Consider the following 17,029-nt stretch of genomic DNA (forward strand, 5'->3'; position numbering starts at 1 on the left):
CGTTGATCGACTCTGTCACTCGGCCGGAGGGTGTGCGGTGGCCCTGAACAACACGTATGACGCGAGGCTCCAGCAGGAGACCGCTGTGGGAGCGGGCGTACAGCTCCTGCTGCTGGCCCTGCTCGGCACGGCGATAGGCATGGGGCCGGCCGGCTGGCTGACGGGGCTCGCGTTCGCGTTCGCCACCTGGGCCGTGCTGGCGCGGGCGCTGCACCGCTCGCGCCTGCGTTCCTTCGGTCCGGCGAACCGGGTCACCTTCGGCCGGGCGACCCTGGTCGGCGGGGTGACGGCGCTGGTCGCAGACTCCTTCGAGAGCGCCCCGCCGGTGACGCTGCTGGTCGCGCTGACCGCGGTCGCCCTGCTCCTGGACGGCGTCGACGGCCAGGTGGCCCGCCGTACCGGTACCTCGACGGCGCTCGGCGCGCGCTTCGACATGGAGGTCGACGCGTTCCTGATCCTGGTGCTGAGCGTCTACGTCTCCACGCAGCTGGGTCCGTGGGTGCTGCTGATCGGCGGGATGCGGTACGCGTTCGTCGCCGCCGCCCGCCTCGCCCCCTGGCTGAACGCCCCGCTGCCGCCGTCCTTCGCCCGCAAGACGGTGGCCGCGGTACAGGGCATGGCCCTGCTCCTGGCGGGCGCCGAGCTGCTGCCGCGCCAGGCGAACCTCGTGGTCGTACTGCTGGCGCTGGGCTCCCTGGTGTGGTCCTTCGGCCGCGATGTGCTGTGGCTGTGGCGCACCACGCGTACGGCCGCGCCGGTGCCCACCGAGCCGCAGGTGCTGGAGCTGGAGCTGGCCGCGCGCTGAGCACGGGCGGCGGCAGCGGCGAAGGGCCCGGACCGGGTACCGGTCCGGGCCCTTCGCCTCGGGTACGGCGGCTGCGGGCGCGGGTAGGGCGGCCCCGGCCGTCAGCCGCCCTGCCGTGCTACGCCTGCGGCTTGCGGCTCCGCAGGATCGCGAAGGCGGCGGCCGCGAGGCCGAGGGCGCCGACGACGAGGCCGGCGATGCCGAGCCCGCGGGCCGTGGAGTCGCTCGAGTCCGACGCCTGGGCCGCGGCCGTGGCACTCTTGGCGGGAGCCGGGGCGGCGCCCGGGTCGCCGGCCGTCAGCTTGAGCACCGGGGCCGGGTTCTCCGGCTCCTGGCCGCCCTGGGCCTCCTCGATCCAGCGGACGATCTTGCCGTCGGAGTAGGTCTGGAGCGTCTTGAAGGCCAGCTTGCCGGTGTCGCCGGGCAGTTGGCCGAAGGCGACGTCGAAGTCCTCGTACTGCCCGGCGCCGATCTTCCCGCCCGTGAACGTGATCTCGGAGGCGGCCTCGGTGATGGTGCCGTCGTCGGTCTTGACCGGCGTCTTGAGCTTGGTGGTGGTGACCTTGGCGGTCCAGCCATCCTGCGGGTGGACCAGGACGCCGAGGACGGGGTGGTCGGTGGGCAGGAAGACCTGGACCTTGGTGGTGGCGGCGCTGTCCTCCTCGTTGGGGACGCGGAAGGTGAGGACGCCGTCGGTGGCGCCCTTGGCGTAGCTGTCGGGGTGGACGGTGACGTGCGCGGACGCGGCACCGGCGGCGAGCAGGACGGTGGCGGCGGCGCCGGCGGTGACGGTCGCGGCACGGCGCAGGGCCGGGTGTACTGCGGACATGGCTGAGTCGGTCTCCGTACGAGTGATGTGTTCGAACATGCGGTCAGGTCGGGTACGGGACCGGGAGCGGGGGTCCGCGCCGGCTGACCGCGTGCCGCAGCGGGGTCCGGCGGGGCGGTGCCGGGTCGGCCGGGACGCGCGCGAGGCGCGGGGCGGGGGCGGGCAGCGGGGTCTCGCGCCACCAGGCGACGAGGCCGGGGACGAGCGTGGCGGTGCGCCGCAGCAGCGACCACAGGGCGGCCTCGCCGCGCCGCAGCCACCAGGCGGCGGCCAGCGCGGCGAGCAGGTGGGCGGCGGCGGCGTGAGCGGTCAGGTGCGGGGCCGCCGCGTGGGTGTGCATCGCGGCCATGCTGTGGCCGGGCATGGCCATGTGCCCGCCGGTGCGGTGGACGGCGTCGAAGCCGGCGTGCAGAACGGCCTGGGTGAGCAGCATGGCGGCGCCGATCCCGGCGAGCGACCGCTCCTTCCCGCCGAGGACCCAGCCGAGCGCGAACACGCCGAGGAAGCCGGCCGCGTCGGCCCACAGCGGCGGCATGTCCCCCATGGTGAGCCCGTGCCCGGCGGCAGCGAGCAGCACGCACACCGCGGCGAACACCGCGGCACGCAGACCTCTCACTGCCGGGGACGCGCTCATGGAGAGGGAGTCTCCCACGGTGGGGGGATACGTGGGGCGGGGGCGTCGTGTTCAGCCGGGTGCGGAGGGTGCGCGGTCGCAAGGCCCGGTGGGCACGGGTCTCCCATCCCGTGCCCACCGGCCGTTCGGGTCCGGGTCAGGCGGCCCGGCGGGTCTGGCCGCGGTGGACGCGGACGATGTCCGCGTAGCGGTGTCCGCTGCCCTTGATGGTGCGGGCCTGGGTGCGGTAGTCGACGTGGATCAGGCCGAAGCGCTTGGCGTAGCCGTACGCCCACTCGAAGTTGTCCAGCAGCGACCAGGCGAAGTAGCCGGCGAGCGGGGCGCCCCTGCGGGCGGCCGCGGCACACGCGGCCAGATGCCGCTCCAGGTACTCCTGGCGCTCGGGGTCCTCGACGCTGCCGTCGGGACGGACCACGTCCTCGAAGGCCGAGCCGTTCTCGGTGACGTAGATCTTCCGGGCGCCGTACTCCTCGGTGAGCCTGAGCAGCAGCGTCTCGATGCCGCTCGCGTCGATCTCCCAGCCCATGCCGGTGCGCGGGACGCCCTCGCGGTGCACGGCGCGGACGTGCGGCACCGGGCCGCCCGGGTCGTCGGCGACGTACGCCGGGAAGTAGTAGTTCAGCCCGAGCCAGTCCAGGTCCGTGGCGATGGTCGCCAAGTCGCCTGCGTGGACGGGCAGTTCGACGCCGTAAGTCTCCACCATGTCGGCGGGGAAGCCCCGGCCGTGCACCGGGTCGAGCCACCAGCGGTTGACGTGGCCGTCCTGGCGGCGGGCCGCCGCGACGTCCTCGGGGCGGTCGGTGGCCGGGTGGACGGTGGAGAGGTTGTTGACGATGCCGACCTGGGCGCCGGGGGCGGCGGCGCGGACCGCCTGTGTGGCCAGGCCGTGGCCGAGGAGCAGGTGGTAGGAGGCGCGCACGGCGGCGGCCGGATCCCGCAGGCCGGGCGCCATCTTGCCCTCGAGGTGGCCGATCCAGGCCGAGCAGGACGGCTCGTTGAGGGTCGCCCACAGCTTCACGCGGTCGCCGAGGCGGCCGGCCACGGCCGAGGCGTACTCGGCGAGCGCGAAGGCGGTGTCCCGCTGCGGCCAGCCCCCGCGGTCCTGCAGCGCCTGCGGCAGGTCCCAGTGGTAGAGCGTGACCGAGGGGGTGATGCCCGCCTCCAGGAGGGCGTCCAGCAGCTCGTCGTAGAAGGCGAGACCCCTGGGGTTCACCGGTCCGGTGCCGGCGGGCAGCACGCGCGGCCAGGCGATCGACAACCGGTAGGCGTCGACGCCGAGTTGCCGCATCAGGGCGATGTCCTCGCGCCAGCGGTGGTAGTGGTCGCAGGCGACGTCGCCGGTGTCGCCGTTCGCGGTCTTCCCCGGGGTGTGGGAGAAGGTGTCCCAGATAGAGGGCGCACGGCCGTCCTCGGCGACGGCCCCCTCTATCTGGTACGCCGCGGTGGCCGTGCCCCACAGGAAATCGTGCGGGAAGGCGGCGAGGTCGATGCGTTCGGACACGGAAGTCCCTTCGGAATACGGGGAACACGAGGAATCGGTCACTTGACGGCACCCGCCGTCAGCCCGGCGACGAGATAGCGCTGCAGCAGCAGGAACCCGGCCACCACGGGAACGCTGACGACCAGCGAGGCCGCCATGATCTGGTTCCAGTAGACGTCGTTGAGGGTGGAGTAGCCTTGCAGGCCGACAGCGAGGGTGCGGGTGGTGTCGTTGGTCATCACGGACGCGAAGAGCACCTCGCCCCACGCGGTCATGAAGGCGTAGACGGCGACCGCGACGATGCCGGGGACCGCGGCCGGCACGACGATCCTGAGCAGCGCGCCGAGCGGGCCGCAGCCGTCCACCAGCGCCGCCTCGTCCAGGTCGCGCGGCACCGAGTCGAAGTAGCCGATCAGCATCCAGATGGAGAACGGGAGGGAGAAGGTGAGGTAGGTCAGGATCAGGCCGCCCCGGGAGCCGAACAGGGCGATGCCGGTGGCGTTGCCGATGTTGACGTAGAGCAGGAACAGCGGGAGCAGGAAGAGGATGCCCGGGAACATCTGCGTCGACAGCACGGTCACCGTGAACACGCGTTTGCCGCGGAAGTCGTAGCGGCTGACGGCGTAGGCGGCGAAGACCGCGATGACCACCGAGCAGACGGTCGCCGCGCCCGCCACGATCAGCGAGTTCACGAAGTACCTGGCGAGCGGGACCGTCGACCAGATGTCGATGTACGGCCGGACCGTCAGCCCGCTGGGCAGCCAGCGGAACTGGCCGGTGACGTCCGCGAGCGGCTTCAGCGAGCTGGAGACCATCACGTACACCGGGATCAGCACGAAGCCGGTGAGCAGGGTGAGGAAGATCCGCCGCGCCCAGGTGAACGAACGCGGCGGCGCCATGGGCGAGTTGGTGCTAGCCATCGGACGCCCTCCGTCCGCGTGAGGTCAGGAGCAGATAGCCGGCGGTGACGAGGAGCAGGAAGAGGAGCAGCAGGACGGACATCGCCGAGCCGGTGCCGAAGTTCCAGGTGACGAACGAGGCCTGGTAGATGTGGACCGAGATGAGGTCCGCGGCGTTTGGGGCGGACTTGCCGAACAGCACGTACGGCGTGTTGAAGTCGTTGAACGTCCACAGGAACAGCACCAGGACCAGCACCTGGTTGACCGGGCGCAGCGAGGGCAGCGTGATGCGGCGGATCTGCTGCCACGTCCCGGCGCCGTCCAGCGCGGCGGCCTCGTACAGCTCCCTCGGGATGTTCTGCAGGCCGGCCGTCACGATGAGGAAGGCGAACGGCCAGCCCTTCCACACCGACACCGTCAGCAGCGCGTAGAAGCTGTTGTCGCCGATCAGCCAGAAGGAGGGCTTGCCGGTGAGGTGCAGCTGGTCGTGCAGGACGTGGTTCACCAGGCCGTTGTCGTGCTGGAACATGAACACCCAGGTGATGACGGCCGCGTAGACGGGCAGCGCGTACGGCACCAGGAACAGGGCGCGCAGCAGGCCCCGGCCGCGGAAGCCGTCCTGCATGAAGACGGCGGCGGCGGTGCCGGTCAGCCAGCACAGGGCGACCGAGAGCAGGGTGAAGGCGACGGTGACGGAGAAGGAGTGCAGCAGCGCCTTGCCGACGGGCGCGTTGAAGTCCACCGACACCCTGTAGTTGCCGAGACCGGACCAGGGGGCGGTGCCCCAGTCGCGGATGTAGAACTGGGTGAGTTCCTTGAAGCTCATCACGATGCCGATGACCATCGGCACCAGGTGGACGAGGAGTTCGAGCACGAGAGCGGGCAGGAGGAGCAGGTAGGGCAGACCGGCGCGGCGGATCCGCCCGGTGCGGCGGGGTGCACGCTTCGCCGTACCGGGGGCAGCCTCGCGCACCGGCTCCTTGAAGGCGGTGGTCGTCATCGTCTCGCTCACGCCGCCGGCATCTGCTGCTGGGCCTTCTCCAGCGCCGCCTTGACCGAGTCGGTGGTCACCGCGTGTCCGGCGGCGGCGTCCGCGAACAGGTCCTTGACGGCCGTACCGACCGCCGTCTCGAACTGCGACTCGGAGGCGACCTGCGGCAGCGCGGCCGCGGACGTGGCGAGGGTGTTCTTCAGCACCGCGTCGGCCGGGGTGCCGAACGCCGGGTCCGTCTGGGCGGACTTGACCGGCGGGATGGTGCTGTAGGCCTTGTTGAGGATCTTCTGCTCCTCGTCGGACGTCATGAACTTCACGAACGTCGTGGCGCCGTCGAGGTTGTGGGTGTTCTTGAAGACGGCCAGGTTGATGCCGGCGACCATCGAGTCGACCTGGGTGCCGGTGCCGGGGGTGCCGGAGATCACGGGTACGGGCGCGATGCCGTAGGCGTCCTCGCTCATGCCTTGGGACTTGAGGTTCGCGGAGGCCGACTGCCACAGCAGCATCGCCTGCTTGCCCTTGGCGAAGTCGCTGACGGACTGGTTCTGCGCGTACTCGGCGTCACCCGTCGGGATGACCTTGTCCTTGGCCATCAGATCGACGTAACTCTTGACCGCGTCGACCACCTTGGGGGCCGTGAAGCCGGGCTTGCCGTCGGCGGTGAAGAAGTCGGCGCCGTGCTGCTTGGCGAAGACGAACACGTGGTGGATGTTCTCCGCCAGGTTCCCGCCCTCGGCGCCGAGGACGGACTTGCCGCCGGCCTTGATCTTCTTGCCGTCGGCGACCAACTCGTCCCAGGTGGCCGGGGGCTGGGAGATGCCGGCGTCGGCGAAGATCTTCTTGTTGTAGTAGAGGGCGTACGCCATCGAGTACAGCGGGACCGCCGCCGGGTCCTTGCCCTGGGCGCCGGTCGAGCCGAGCGCGGAGCCGACGAACCGGTCCTTGCCGCCGATCGCGGCGAAGTTCTTCGCGTCCCACGGCAGGAGCGCGCCGGTCGCCTGCAGCGAGGCGCTCCAGGTGTTGCCGATGTTGAGCACGTCCGGGCCCTGGCCCGAGGTGGTGGCGGTGAGGATCCGGTTGAGCAGGTCGGACCAGGGCACGACCTCCAGCTTCACCTTGATGCCGGTCCGCTTCTGGAACTTGTCGAGTTCGGGCCCCAGCACCTGCTGGTCGACGGCGATGCTGGCGCCCTGGTTGGAGGCCCAGTACGTCAGCGTCCTGGGTGAGTCGTTCGACCCGCCCCCGGTCGCGGAACCGCCGCCGCAGGCCGTGGCCGCGAGGGCGAGAGACAGAGTGACGGCGCCGGTGGCCGCGGCTCGGATTCTGCGCATGGCTCCTGGTGTCCCTTTCCGGGAGTCGAACTCCAAGGCCCGCCCCGGGGGCCGACACCGCGTGCGCGTTCGGCCCCCGAAGGCTCCTCAGGGCTTAATTTACGACGTGAGTTAAACCTCGTGGGGGACGCCCGTCAAGGGGTTGGGCACAGGTGACGGCAGTCGTGATGAACTCGATGACCGGCAGGGCCCGTTGAGGGCGCGGGGTGACGGGCACCGCCCGGCCCGCTCCCGAGGGCTGACAACTGAGGGAACAGGAGGCCTTCGCCTCATGTCCGCGGCCGGGCGAGCTGCGTCCTCACTCGCCGAGCAGCAGACGCTCCAGTGCCGCCCGTGCCCGTGCGTCGGACTGCGCGCGGGCCGTGACCGCGACCGCGAGTTCCCGCAGCCACTCGTCGAGCGCCACCGGGCGCCGCGAGAGCACCACGCCGCGGACCTCCTTGCACACCTCGCCCTGGGGACGCGCGCCCGCCAGGTCGAGCACCAGACGCTGCTCGCCGAGGAAGACCTCGACCCGCTCCACGCGGCCGTCGCGGCCCGCGAGCCGGTCGGCCAGGCCCCGTCTGCGCTCGACGGCGACGGCTCCCGGCGGCAGCGCCTGAGCGAGGGTCCCGGTGAGCACCTGGACGTAGACCTCCAGATCGGCGGCGTTCCTGCGCAGCGCGGCCGTCAGCAGCTCGATGGAGTCCGTTTCCCCGGCGGGCTCGAACGGCACGGGGTCCTGCGGCGAGGTCATCGTGGGGCCTCTCGTGGTGTGCGGTTGGTCCGGGTCTGCTCGGCCGGGTGCTCAGCCGTCCAGGCCGAGCACCATCGTCGGGCGCTCGATGACGTGGTCCTCGCGCAGCGGCCGCACCGCCGTGCCGATCGCGAAGAACTCGGTGGTGTGACCGCCCCAGCGGTGGTTGTGCGCATCGAGCTGCACGCCGACGACGCCCTCCGCCCGCAGTTCCTCCGCCTCGTGCTGCATCCGCGCCATCGCCAGCTCCCGCGCGTCGTACAGCGCCTGCGTGAACTGCTCGATCTCCACGTTCTTGCCGATGTTGGAGAACATCTGCCCCATCTTCTGGTGCGCGACGTGATAGACGCAGGTGCCCATCACCATGCCCAGGGGGGCGTAGCCGGCACGGATGAGCGTCCAGAAGTCCTGGCCGTTCAGGTCCGAGGTGAACGGCTGGCCCTTCAGGTTGCGCCAGCTGCCGCCGCCCGGGCCCGGCGCCGGGTGGTCGGCCTTGACGGCGGTGCCGATGGCGATGAACTCCGCGATGTCGGTGCCGAATTCACGGGCCTCGACGCTGAGCCGCACACCGACGATGCCGTCCGCGCCCAGCTGGGCCGCCTCCGCCTCCATGCGGGTCATCGCCAGTTCGCGGGCGTGGTACATCGCCTGGCTGAGCGTGGTCAGCTCCTGGTTCTTGCCCCAGCGGCCCAGCTGGATGCCCACGTGGTAGATCGAGCTGCCGAGGACGAGGCCGAGGGGCCTGAATCCCGCCTCGCGCACCAGCAGGAACTCGTTGACCGACAGGTCGCTGGTGAAGATGGAACCCGGCCTGCCCGGCTGCAGCTCGGCCAGCCGCCGCATCGCGTCGGCCGGCACACCCTGGGCGGACATGCCGTCAGGAGTGCCGCCGGCGGGGTTGAAGACGGTCATGAACGCGGTCCCCTCATCGTATGTCGGTGGCGGTGCGGCGCATGGTGCGCCGGCGTCGTTCCGGGTCGAGCGGCATCACGGTGAGCGTGCGGGGCGGCTGCTCGCGTGTGGCGAAGCGGGCGACGGTGGTGCCCACGAGCGTCGCCTCGGCCACGTGGTCCTTCTGGTCGTTGTTGCTGCGGCGCATGCACGACTCGCCCCAGATGCGCAGGCGGCCCGCGGAGAGGATCACGCCGTCGCCGCCCCGCCGCCCGCTCTGCGCCCGCAGGTGCGCACGGGCGTCGTGGCGCACCGCCTGGACCAGCTCGCTCCAGCCGCTGACCTCGGTGTTGCTCCACGAGCGGGTCTGTGCGCGGGTGGTGTAGTCGTCGTGGCGTACGCCGATGGACATCCCGTACAGCAGCTCGACGGGGACCCATCCGGCGGTCACCAGCTTCGCGAACCCCTGGCCGTCGAGGTGACAGGTGAACGGCTGCGGTGCCCGCACCGGTCCGGCCGCGCGCACCGCGGTTCCGATCACCTTGAACTCCAGGCAGTGGGGCTGCGCCGGGAAGGGCGCCACCGTCAGCTGTGCCGCGACGACACCGTCGCCGCCGAGGGCCGAGCACTGCGCGGTCATCCGCTCGAGGGCCGAGCGGCGCGCCCGGTCGAGCACCTCGACGAGGGCGGCGGACGGGGCGCCGCCCCCGGACAGGGCGACGGGCGCCGGTGTGCTGCTGAAGGTGTACTGCATGCCACCGTAAAGGCAGTCGTGATAGCCCCAGTACCGGCCGCTGCGGGCCACGTGGTGGACGGCCGAGCCCATGACCTGGCCCACCGGCTCGAACCCCACGGCGCGCAGTGCGGCGAACTCACCGGTGGTCAGCGCCGAGGACCACGTCCCGCTGCTCCGTGCCTCCGCGATGCGCGCGGCTGCCGCCGGGGGCAGCCCGGCCCCCGTCCAATCCCCGCTCATGGACACCAACTTCCCGCCTCGTGCCGTGCCCCGGGTACAGCGGCTCGAGTGTATGCCCGGCCGGCCGGCGACGAGCGGGCAGGACGACGTTTGCGCTGTCGCCGGTTCCCCTCCTCCTCTTCAGTTCCCCTCTTCCTCTTCCGCGGCGGCGACGTCGCCCGCACCGCCCGCGAACCCGGGCAGCCAGCGGGCCGCCTCGGCGCGGAAGGCGATCTCGCACTCGAGCTGGCAGAGCACCGCCGTGGCGGCACCGACCACCCGGTTGATGAGGACGTACGACGGCGGCACGTTGAAGCGGCGCAGCACACTGCCCTCGCGCAGATCGACCGCGCGCGCCACCTCCTCGCGCAGCCACTCGCGTGTGAAGCGGTACGTTTCGCCGGCCGACGGAGTGGCGACGGGCAGCAGGAAGGAGACGAGCGCGGCCTGATCGAGAGGTGCCCCCGGGGTCAGGAACCCTTCCTGGACGAGGAGTTCGTGCGCGGCCGTCCACTCGCCGCCCTGGGCCAGCCGGATCAGGGTGCCGAGCGCCGAGGGGAAGCCGTCCGGCAGATTCTTGACGGCGCCGAAGTCGATGACGCCGAGCCGGCCGTCGTCCAGGAGCCGGAAGTTGCCCGGATGGGGATCGGCGTGCAGCAGTCCGGCCCGTTCGGGCCCCGAGAACAAGAAGCGCGCGTACTTGAACCCGGCGTCGTCGCGTTCGGCCTGCGAGCCGTCCCGGATGACGGCGGCCAGCGGGGAGCCCTCCAGCCACTGGGTGACGAGGACCCGCCCGGTGAACGCCACGACATCGGGTACGAGGATCTCCTTGTCGCCGCGGTAGGCGTCGGCGAACGTCTGCTGGGCTGCGGCTTCCAGGCGGTAGTCGAGTTCCTCGGCGACCCGCTCGCGCAGTTCACGCAGCATGGGTTCCACGTCGAGACCCGGGGCGACCGCGGAGAACAGCCGGATCAGGCGGCCGAGCCGGGCGTAGTCGCCGAGCAGCGCCTCTCTGGCACCGGGGTACTGGATCTTCACGGCCACGGGACGGCCGTCCTCCCACACGGCCTGGTGCACCTGGCCGATGGAGGCGGCCGCGGCGGGCCGGTCGGCGAACACGGTGAACCGCTCGCGCCACCGCGGGCCCAGTTCCTCCTCCAGCACGGCGTGCACCTGCTCCGCGGGCATGGCGGGCGCGCTCTCCTGCAGGAGGGTCAGGGCGGCCCGGTAGGGGCCGATGGCCTCCGGGGGCAGCGCCGCCTCGAAGACGGACAGCATCTGCCCGAACTTCATGGCGCCGCCCTTGAGTTCGCCGAGCACCCGGAAGAGCTGGAGGCTCGTACGGCGCTGCAGCTCGCTGGCGATCAGGTCGACGGGCTGGCCCAGCAGCCGGCGCCCGAACCGCAGTGCGGAACGGCCGGCGAAGCCCAGCGGCAGCGAGGCCAGCCGCGCGCCCCGCACGAGCGAGGAGCGCGGCACGGCCCGGGCGGCCCGGGCGGCCCCCTCCTGGATCTGCGGCACGAACGGCTCCGCCTCGTCGTCGGCCACCGGCCCCTGCCCGGGGAGTTCCCCGGGCTCCCGGTCCTCCGGCTCCGGCGTCCGTCGCGTTCCGGTCATCGCACGCTCCCCGCGGTCGCGGTCGCGGTCACGGTCGCGGCGGCGGCCGGCGCGCGGCGGCCCAGGCCGGCGACGGCGTTGGCGACGAGGATGTGTCCGGTGCCCTCCGCCATCGTCATGATCGATTCCGGATGGAACTGGATGGCCGCGATGGGCAGCGTGCGGTGTTCGACGCCCATCACCGTGCCGTCGGCCGTCCGCGCCGTCACCCGCAGCTGAGCGGGCAGCGTGCGCGGATCGGCGTACAGAGAGTGGTAGCGCCCCGCGCTGAACCGCGCGGGCAGGTTCCGGAAGAGCGTTCCGCCGCCTGCCACCACCTCCACCGGCGACGGCTTGCCGTGCAGCGGCTGCGGGAGGGTGCCGAGCGTTCCGCCGAAGTACTCCACGATGCCCTGCAGCCCCAGGCACACGCCGAACACCGGTATGCCGCGCAGCAGCGCCGCGTCCAGCACGCCGGACATGCCGAAGTCGGCCGGACGGCCGGGCCCCGGCGCGAGGAGCAGCAGGTCCGGCTTCTCGGCGTCGAGCAGTTCCAGGGGGAAGCCCGCGCGGTAGGTGACCACCTCGGCACCGGTCTGGCGGACGTAGTCGGCGAGCATGTGGACGAAGGAGTCCTGGTGGTCCACGAGCAGCACGCGCGGGGGCCGGCCGGTGCCCGGGGCGTCGCCCGCCCACCGCCCGGGCGTGACAGGCCGTGCCGCCCCGCCGCCCGGACCGTCCTGCGCGTGTTCCCCGCCGTCCGCCTTCCCGGGGTCGCCCGCGTTCTCCACCGCGTCCAGCAGCGCGGCGGCCTTGAGGACGGTCTCGTCCTCCTCGGCCTGCGGATCGGAGTCGAACAGCAGCGTGGCACCCGCCCGTACGGTGGCTACCCCGCCGCGGATCTGGATGGTGCGCAGGGTGAGCGCGGTCTCCAGGGCGCCGTCGAAGCCGATCCGGCCGACCGCGCCCCCGTACCAGCGGCGCGGGCTGCGCTCGTGCTCCTCGATGAAGGCGACCGCGGCCCGCTTGGGTGCCCCGGTGACGGTGACCGCCCACATGTGTGTCAGGAACGCGTCCAGGGCGTCCCGGTCGGGGCGCAGCCGGCCACGGACGTGGTCGACGGTGTGGATGAGCCGGGAGTAGGGCTCGATCTGGCGGCGGGCGAGGACCTCGACGCTGCCGGGGACGCACACGCGGGCCTTGTCGTTGCGGTCCACGTCCGTGCACATCGTCAGCTCCGACTCCTCCTTCGCGGAGCCGAGCAGGGTGCGGATCTGCTCGGCGTCCTCCAGGGGGTCGCGGCCGCGGGCGATGGTGCCGCTGATGGGGCAGGACTCGACCGTGCGGGCGCGGGGGTCGACCCGGACGAACATCTCCGGTGACGCCCCGACGAGGTGCTCGCCGTCGGCCAGGTTCATCAGCAGGCCGTACGGTGCCGGGTTGCGGGTCCGCAGCCTGCGGAAGACCTCCGCGGGCGGCGCGCCGGCGCGGCGGTGGAAGCTCTGGCCGGGCACGACCTCGAAGAGGTCGCCGCGGTGGAACCGTTCCTTGGCGCGGCGGACCAGTTGGGCGTACGCGCCGGGCGCGTGGTCGCGGCGGGTGCCCGGTTCCGCCGGCGCTGCGCCGGGCGTCGGGGGCGTGGCCCGGTCGAGGCCCGCGGTGCCGCGCCCGGCGTAGGAGAACTCGTAGCTGTGCAGGGCGGCGGTGCCGGTGCGCCGGTCGATCTGCAGGATGCGGTCGGGCAGGTGCAGCACCATGGTGCGGTCGTGCGGGTCGCGTTCCTGGTGCAGCGGTACGGGGTCGAAGCCGAGGACGAGGTCGTAGCCGAACGCGCCGTACAGGCCCCACATGTCGTCCTGCGGTGCGGCCAGGGCGGCGACGAGGGTGCGCAGCACCGAGAAGGCGGAGGGCAGGCGGGTGCGCTCCTCCTCGGCGACGGGACCGTGGCCCAGTTCCGTGCCGCCGAAGCCTGCGGTGATGACGCCCGCGGCCGGGTCCCAGTGCGCCCCGCCGGGGGTGAGGGCCGCGGCGAGCGCGGGCAGCAGGACGTGACCGCGTTCGTTCAGGGCGCGCAGCCGCACCCCGAGCAGGTCGGCACTCACCTCGACGGGCGGGTCCACGTGGCCGAGGTCGTGCGGCCGGTAGCGGCCGGGCTGGTCGCAGCGGCCCGACAGCACGAGCCCGCGCCGGGTGTCCAGGGCGTCTTCCAGGGCGACCAGTTCGGCCTCGGCCCGCCGCGCGTCCAGCGGCTCGGTGAGGCGGGTCACCTCCAGGCCGATCGGGGTCGTCCACCGGTGTGTCGTTGCCGTCATCATCTGGTCCTTCTGCATCGGTTCGCCGTCAGGCTGCGGGCGGGTGGGTCAGCCGCGGTCGCGGGGGCGCGTGGTGCGGAGCCGGGCGAGGACGCGGTCCACGAGCAGGCGGGCCGCGCCGGTGTACTGCTCGGGGTCGCACAGGGCGTGCAGCGCCTCGCCGTCGTGCCGTCCGGTGAGTTCGGGGGCGGTGGCCAGGACGTCCGCCAGCGGGCGTGACTCGCTCGCCGCCCGCGCGCAGGCCGCGGAGACCAGGGCCTTGGCGGGGGCCCTGCCGAGATCGGGCGAGAGCGCGGCCGCGAGGCGTTCGGAGACCACCAGGCCCTGGGTGAGGCCGAGGTTGGCGTGCATCCGGTCGGCGTGCACGCTCAGGCCCTCGGCCAGCTCGGCCGCCGTGTGCGCGGCTCCCCCGGTCAGCCGCAGGGCGGTGCGCAGCGGCTCCCACTCGGCGTGCCAGGCGCCGGCGGGGCGCTCGTCGTCCATGACGGCCGCCTGGGCGAGGGTGCTCGCGAGACCCGGAAGCTGGTAGGCGACCGACCGCACGAGGGCGGCGAGGGCCGGGTTGCGTTTGTGCGGCATGGCGGAGGACGTGCCGCGCGTGCCGGTGGCCGGTTCGCTGACCTCCGCCGTCTCGGTGCGCGAGAGCAGCTGTACGTCGGCCGCGAAGGTGCCGAGGGCGGAGCCGGTGAGGGTGAGCGCGGCCGCCAGGTCGGCGAGCGGGGTGCGCACGGTGTGCCAGGGGGTGGCCGGTTCGGCGAGGCCGAGTTCGGCGGCGTAGGCGGCGGGCAGCCGGCGGGCGTACTGGTCGACGGCGTCCGGGGTGAGTCCGGCGGCCGAGCGCGCGTACTCCAGGTATCCGGCCAGCGTGCCGGCCGCGCCGCCGAGTTGGACGGGCAGCCCGCTCTCGCGGACGCGCCGCAGCCGCTCGGCGGCGTCGAGGACGCCCTGGAGCCAGCCGGCGGCTTTGAGCCCGAAGGTGGTGGGCACGGCGTGCCGGCCGAGGGTGCGCGCGGCCATGGGGGTGTCGCGGTGCCGCTCGGCGAGGGCGGCGAGCGCGTCGGCGGTGCGGTCCAGATCGGTGAGGATCGTCTCGGCGGTCCGGGCCGCGACCAGCATCAAAGCGGTGTCGAGGACGTCCTGGCTGGTGGAGCCCTGGTGCACGAAGTGCGCGGCGTCGGGGTCCGTGCGGGCCACGGCCTCGCCGAGCACCCGGACGAGGGCGACGACCGGGTTCGCCGCGGCGCGTGCGGCAACGGCCAGGGCCCGCGCGTCGAAGTGCTCGGCCCGGGCGCATGCCGTGATGACGCGGGCGGCCCGCTGCGGCACCGTGCCGAGGCCGGCCTGGACGCGGGCGAGGGCCGCCTCCGCGTCGAGCATGGCCTGCAGGCAGGCGGCGTCGCTCGTGGCGGCCTCGGCCGGGCAGCCCGCGCGGACGGGCGACAGCAGACCGGTGTCGGCCAGGGCCGGTTCGGCACAGGAGGGCAGGGGCGCGGGCAGGGGCAGGGGGTCGCGGGCGGTGCTCACTCGGTCTCCTGACGGGCCGTGCGGGCGGGCTCCTGGCGGGGGCGCGGGCCCGGGGTGACCGGTGGTGCCGATCCCTCCGGGGCGACGGGGGCAGGGGCGGGGGCGGCCAGGGCGAGCAGGGCCAGCGCGATCGCGTCGGAGTCGCCGAGCGTCACGGAGTCGACCCCGGGCCGCACGCCCGCGGCGGTCACCCAGTGGACGGACTCGGTCGGGACTCCGTAGGCGAAGCGGCGCGGATGCGGCCGGCCGTCGGCCGCCACCAGGTGGTAGGGACGCCTGGTGACGGACACACCGCCCGTCTCGTGGTCCCCGTGCTCGGCGTCGGCCACCACGAAGGGGCGGCACTGGCCGGTGGCGGCCAGGTGGCGCAGCAGCGGATCCGTGGTCCGGCGCAGGTCCGGCTCGGGCAACCGGGCCTCCACCAGGCAGGTCACCGCGGCCCGGGATCCGGGCACCTCGGCCGAGTCGACGACGAACACCCCGGCCTGTCCGTCAGTGTCCACGCGCATGCCGGGACCGAGGACGCGCAGGACGCCCGACTCGATGAGCGCGGTCATCTCCTCGATGCGGCTGGGCGGCGGGCCGATGGACAGGAACGCGTTCAGCGGCGTGTACCAGCGCTCGAGATGCTCGCGGTGCGAGGAGCCGGTGAGTCCGCCGTGGTCGATGACGAGGCGGATCTCGTTGCGCAGGTCCCTGAGCACGTCGAGGGCGGACTTGAGGGGGCCGTCCACGTTGCCCAGCGCCGACTCGGCGACGTCGCGCCGCAGTGCGCCGAGGAGCCAGGACCGCCACTGACCGGGGTCGGAGAGGGCCTGGTCGCCGTAGGGGCGGGCGATGCGCCGCCAGTCCCAGCGCTCGGCGGGCGCGATCCCGTACCGGTCGAGTACGGCGGTCTCCTCGGGGGTGTCCCAGCCGGTGGCGAGGCTGTCGTCGCGAAACGAGCGGCCCACGCACACGCACGAGCGGCGGGTCAGCAGTGCCGTGTAGTAGACGGTCTCGGCCTCCTTGGCGATCAGCGGCCACAGGTCGCGCACGAAGTCGACTCCGCCCCGCCCGGCGGCCGCCCGCAGCCCGGCGATCCTGGCAGGGGTGAGCAGCAGCGGTTCGTGCCGGCCGTGGGCGCCCTTCTGGTTGGCGCCGCGGGAGTGGTACGGCACCCCCCGGCGCGAGCCCGCGTACAGGACCGGTTCGCGGCCCGAGGGGTGGTAGACCAGCCCTGCGCCCTCGGTGCGCTCGAACGTGCCGCCGCGGCCGACGGTGAACTGCACCATGTGGTCGAAGAAGGCGAGGCCGAGTCCGCGCAGGGCGACCTTCTCGCCGGGTGCCACGTGGGACAGGTCGATGTCGGCCGGGTTGACCGGAGGGACGTAGGTGAGGGAGTGCTCCCGGGCGAAGGCGGCCAGTTGCGTCTGTGTCTCGTCCGCGTGCACCGGGACGTGGCCCTGGGCCATCACCACGGCGTCCAGGCCGTCGATGCGGGTGCCGTTGGCGAGCGTCACGCACTGGCGGCCGTCCGGCCGCTCCTGGAGCCGCACCGCGCGCAGGGGGTGGACGACGATGCCGACGTGCTCCGGGGCGGTGCGCACCACTCGGGCGAACACCCAGCGCAGGTAGTGGCCGTAGAACGCGCGCGTCGGATACGCGTCGGGCGTCAGGTCGCGGGCCTCGGCGAGCACCTGGTCGTCGAGGGCGGTGTCGTCGCCCGCCGGGTCGCCCATGAGCGCGATGGCGCGCGCCCACTCGTAGAGGCTGGGTCCGGGCGCGAGTTCACCCGCCATCCGGACGCTCGGGTCGGTGAACAGGGTCACCTGGGAGGCGACGGTGTTCATCAGCAGGAGGTGTGACTGGTCGGTGCGCCACACCCGGCCGGCGCCGGGCCGGCAGGGGTCGACGAGGTGGACCACGACCTCGGTGCCCAGGGCGCGTTCGCGGGCGTTGGCGCACAGCCGCTCGAGGACCGACAGGCCGCGGGGGCCGGCACCGATGACGCAGACTTCGAGCTGCGTTTCGCTCACAGGCGTATCCGTTTCACTGAAGAGG

General features: G+C 73.1%; 14 protein-coding genes. 1 reads left to right on the forward strand and 13 read right to left on the reverse strand.

Features of this window, described 5'->3' with window-relative positions; translation table 11 throughout:
* Window positions 1–37 precede the first annotated feature (37 nt).
* The gene (locus A6P39_RS09330; protein WP_067040830.1) at window positions 38–805 is read left to right on the forward strand and encodes a CDP-alcohol phosphatidyltransferase family protein; all 768 of its coding nucleotides are present in this window, start codon (window positions 38–40) and stop codon (window positions 803–805) included.
* Between the two features lie 118 nt (window positions 806–923).
* Here A6P39_RS09330 and A6P39_RS09335 read toward each other — a convergent pair whose 3' ends face one another.
* From A6P39_RS09335 to A6P39_RS09395, 13 genes are all read right to left on the reverse strand, one after another.
* Complete coding sequence (locus A6P39_RS09335) at window positions 924–1,634, reverse strand: YcnI family copper-binding membrane protein (RefSeq protein ID WP_067041081.1); 711 nt, start codon at window positions 1,632–1,634, stop codon at window positions 924–926.
* A 43-nt stretch (window positions 1,635–1,677) separates the two neighbouring features.
* Window positions 1,678–2,268, reverse strand: a complete 591-nt coding sequence (locus A6P39_RS09340; protein ID WP_067040837.1) for a hypothetical protein — start codon at window positions 2,266–2,268, stop codon at window positions 1,678–1,680.
* A 136-nt stretch (window positions 2,269–2,404) separates the two neighbouring features.
* Window positions 2,405–3,769 carry a GH1 family beta-glucosidase gene (locus A6P39_RS09345; RefSeq protein ID WP_067040839.1) on the reverse strand — a complete coding sequence of 455 codons (1,365 nt, stop codon included), beginning with the start codon at window positions 3,767–3,769 and terminating at the stop codon, window positions 2,405–2,407.
* 38 nt (window positions 3,770–3,807) lie between these two features.
* A complete protein-coding gene (locus A6P39_RS09350; protein WP_067040841.1) occupies window positions 3,808–4,647 on the reverse strand; it encodes a carbohydrate ABC transporter permease in 840 nt (279 codons plus the stop codon).
* Window positions 4,648–4,660: 13 nt separating this feature from the next.
* Window positions 4,661–5,647 (reverse strand): carbohydrate ABC transporter permease, encoded by a 987-nt coding sequence (locus tag A6P39_RS09355; protein WP_067041083.1) that lies wholly within the window; start codon window positions 5,645–5,647, stop codon window positions 4,661–4,663.
* A gap of 8 nt (window positions 5,648–5,655) precedes the next feature.
* The gene (locus A6P39_RS09360; protein WP_067040843.1) at window positions 5,656–6,972 is read right to left on the reverse strand and encodes an ABC transporter substrate-binding protein; all 1,317 of its coding nucleotides are present in this window, start codon (window positions 6,970–6,972) and stop codon (window positions 5,656–5,658) included.
* A gap of 298 nt (window positions 6,973–7,270) precedes the next feature.
* Window positions 7,271–7,708, reverse strand: coding sequence for a hypothetical protein (locus A6P39_RS09365; RefSeq protein WP_067040845.1), 438 nt, complete (start codon window positions 7,706–7,708; stop codon window positions 7,271–7,273).
* Between the two features lie 51 nt (window positions 7,709–7,759).
* Window positions 7,760–8,620 (reverse strand): heavy metal-binding domain-containing protein, encoded by an 861-nt coding sequence (locus A6P39_RS09370; RefSeq protein ID WP_234378762.1) that lies wholly within the window; start codon window positions 8,618–8,620, stop codon window positions 7,760–7,762.
* A gap of 13 nt (window positions 8,621–8,633) precedes the next feature.
* Window positions 8,634–9,575: a heavy metal-binding domain-containing protein gene (locus A6P39_RS09375; RefSeq protein ID WP_067040847.1), complete on the reverse strand. Its 942-nt coding sequence runs from the start codon at window positions 9,573–9,575 to the stop codon at window positions 8,634–8,636.
* Window positions 9,576–9,695: 120 nt separating this feature from the next.
* The gene (locus A6P39_RS09380) at window positions 9,696–11,171 is read right to left on the reverse strand and encodes an ABC1 kinase family protein (protein WP_079133181.1); all 1,476 of its coding nucleotides are present in this window, start codon (window positions 11,169–11,171) and stop codon (window positions 9,696–9,698) included.
* Complete coding sequence (locus tag A6P39_RS09385) at window positions 11,168–13,480, reverse strand: anthranilate synthase component I (RefSeq protein ID WP_067040850.1); 2,313 nt, start codon at window positions 13,478–13,480, stop codon at window positions 11,168–11,170. Before A6P39_RS09385 ends, A6P39_RS09380 begins: the two co-directional genes overlap by 4 nt.
* Window positions 13,481–13,510: 30 nt before the next feature.
* Window positions 13,511–14,986 (reverse strand): 3-carboxy-cis,cis-muconate cycloisomerase, encoded by a 1,476-nt coding sequence (gene pcaB, locus A6P39_RS09390; RefSeq protein WP_234378763.1) that lies wholly within the window; start codon window positions 14,984–14,986, stop codon window positions 13,511–13,513.
* Window positions 14,983–17,004, reverse strand: coding sequence for an FAD/NAD(P)-binding protein (locus A6P39_RS09395; RefSeq protein ID WP_067040852.1), 2,022 nt, complete (start codon window positions 17,002–17,004; stop codon window positions 14,983–14,985). The genes pcaB and A6P39_RS09395 overlap by 4 nt, the downstream gene beginning before the upstream one ends.
* Window positions 17,005–17,029: the final 25 nt, after the last annotated feature.

The sequence above is a fragment of the Streptomyces sp. FXJ1.172 genome, assembly GCF_001636945.3.
GTDB lineage: Bacteria > Actinomycetota > Actinomycetes > Streptomycetales > Streptomycetaceae > Streptomyces.